The sequence below is a fragment of the Cellvibrio sp. genome (assembly GCF_053579595.1).
Genome location: NZ_JBRFPI010000526.1, coordinates 1 through 2,342 on the forward strand (window position 1 = coordinate 1; position 2,342 = coordinate 2,342).

At 47.0% G+C, this 2,342-nt stretch carries 2 protein-coding genes; one reads left to right on the forward strand and one right to left on the reverse strand.

The features are described 5' to 3' along the window. Positions 1-716: pirin family protein (locus ACWA6V_RS20695; protein WP_449524257.1), on the forward strand; the 716-nt coding region annotated here is incomplete at its 5' end. A gap of 115 nt (positions 717-831) precedes the next feature. On the opposite strand, the gene pgm is transcribed toward ACWA6V_RS20695, so the two are convergent. Beyond that, the coding region (gene pgm, locus ACWA6V_RS20700) for a phosphoglucomutase (alpha-D-glucose-1,6-bisphosphate-dependent) (protein ID WP_449524258.1) at positions 832-2,342 on the reverse strand (1,511 nt) is incomplete at its 5' end.

Sequence of the window (2,342 nt, forward strand, 5' to 3'; positions counted from 1 at the left end):
GCGATGTGCGCCAGCATCCGCATATTGGATTGGCAACAGTCACCTATTTATTTTCCGGCGCGATGATGCATAAAGATAGTTTAGGTTTTCATCAGCGTATTGAACCGGGTGCGATTAATTTAATGACTGCGGGTAACGGAATAGTGCATTCCGAACGTTTGCCTGATGATGTGCGCGAACAAAATACGAGTGTAGAGGGAATCCAGATTTGGTTGGCTTTGCCAACAGATGTGGAAGATTGCGAGCCTTCGTTTGCACATTACCCTGCGGAAGTTATCCCTTCGATAAATTTACCGAACATGAGCGTCCAGGTGCTGATTGGAAAAGCATTTGATGTTGAATCACCTGTTAAAACCGCAAGTGTAACGACTTACCTTGATATTGCTTTGGGGGCTGATACGCAGTATTCGCCGGATTTTCCGCAGCAGGAATTAGCGATTTACGTTGTCTGGGGGAGTGTTACGGTGAATGGCGAGTTGGTGCCAGAATTTCACATGGCTGTACTGGATAAGGATTCGGTGATCGCTACTGTAAGTGGCGCAAATATTATGTTACTGGGTGGTGAACCTTTGGGGGGTGAGCGATTTATTTTGTGGAATTTTGTAGCGTCCTCTCGTGAAAAAGTACGTGCGGCTGGAGAGCGTTGGACGAATGGTGGTTTTGCGATGGTGCCCGGTGAGCAAGATTGGATTCCCTTGCCGACGATTAGTTTGTGATGTCGCTATCTCGCTTTCAAGCTTCTTTTAAGAACAAGAAAATGCCCTGCATAAATATGAGTAAAATAAAAACGCCCGATATTATCGGGCGTTTTTATCTGCGAAAAAAGAAAAATTACGAAATTGCTTTATCCACGATCACTTGGGCTTCCGCGATCAACTGCTGCAGATGTTCTTTGCCTTTAAAACTTTCCGCATAAATTTTATAAATTTCTTCTGTTCCTGATGGTCGAGCTGCAAACCAGCCATTTTTGCTCATCACCTTAATGCCACCGAAACTGGCATTGTTGCCCGGTGCATTGGTCAAAATGGTTTCGATTTTATCGCCGGCTAATTCAGTGGAAGTGATTTGTTCGGGTGATAATTTTGACAACGCTTTTTTCTGTGCTGCGTTTGCAGGTGCTTCTACACGGGCTTCTGCGGCATGGCCAAATTCATCCGCCAGCAGCTTGTAACATTCACCTGGGTCGCGGCCCGTTTTTGCTTTAATTTCTGCAGCAAGTAGCGACGGGATAATGCCGTCTTTATCCGTTGTCCAGACACTGCCGTCAATGCGCAAGAAAGAAGCGCCTGCACTTTCTTCACCCCCAAAGCCGAGTGAACCGTCAAATAAACCTGGTGCAAACCATTTAAATCCTACGGGTACTTCATATAAACGGCGGCCAATTTTTTTTGCAACCTTATCGATCATTGCGCTACTCACAACCGTTTTACCAATTGCGGTATCCGCACGCCATTGCGGACGATTTTGAAATAAATATTGAATCGCAACGGCGAGATAGTGATTGGGCGGCAGTAAACCGCAGCTAGGTGCAACTATGCCGTGGCGGTCGTGGTCGGCATCACATGCGAAGGCGACATCAAATAAATTGCGGCGCTCAACCATGCCTTGCATGGTATAGGCGGAGGATGGATCCATGCGAATTTTCCCGTCCCAATCTGCCGTCATAAATGAAAAGGTTTTATCGACAGCAGTGTTCAGTACTTTCAAATTTACCTGATAGTGATCGGCAATAGCGCTCCAGTAATTAACCCCAGCGCCACCGAGAGGGTCTGCACCCATATGCACATTCGCGCCGCGAATCGCTTCCATATCTACAACGTTAATCAAATCTTTGACGTAGTTGTGTACATAGTCGTGATGATGAGTGGCCGCTAATTTGATTGCTTGGTGATAATCCATACGTTTTATATCACGCAGATTATTTTCCAGTAATTCATTCGCGCGGGCTTGCATCCAATTGGTGATGTCGCTATCAGCCGGGCCGCCATTCGGGGGATTGTATTTAAAACCACCATTATCTGGTGGATTGTGCGATGGTGTAATCACAATGCCATCAGCCAAACCAGACGTGCGACCACGGTTGTAGGTGAGAATTGCATGGGAAATGGCTGGCGTCGGTGTGTATTCACCATCTTTAGCGAGCATAATCTCAATGCCATTTGCAGCGAGCACTTCTACGGCGCTGATTTGCGCTGGCTCAGAGAGCGCGTGAGTGTCGATACCCACATAGAGTGGGCCGGTAATACCAGCTTGTTTGCGGTAGTCGCAAATCGCCTGGCTAATGGCCAGTACATGATTTTCGTTGAAGCTGGTATTAAAAGATGAACCGCGATGGCCGGAGG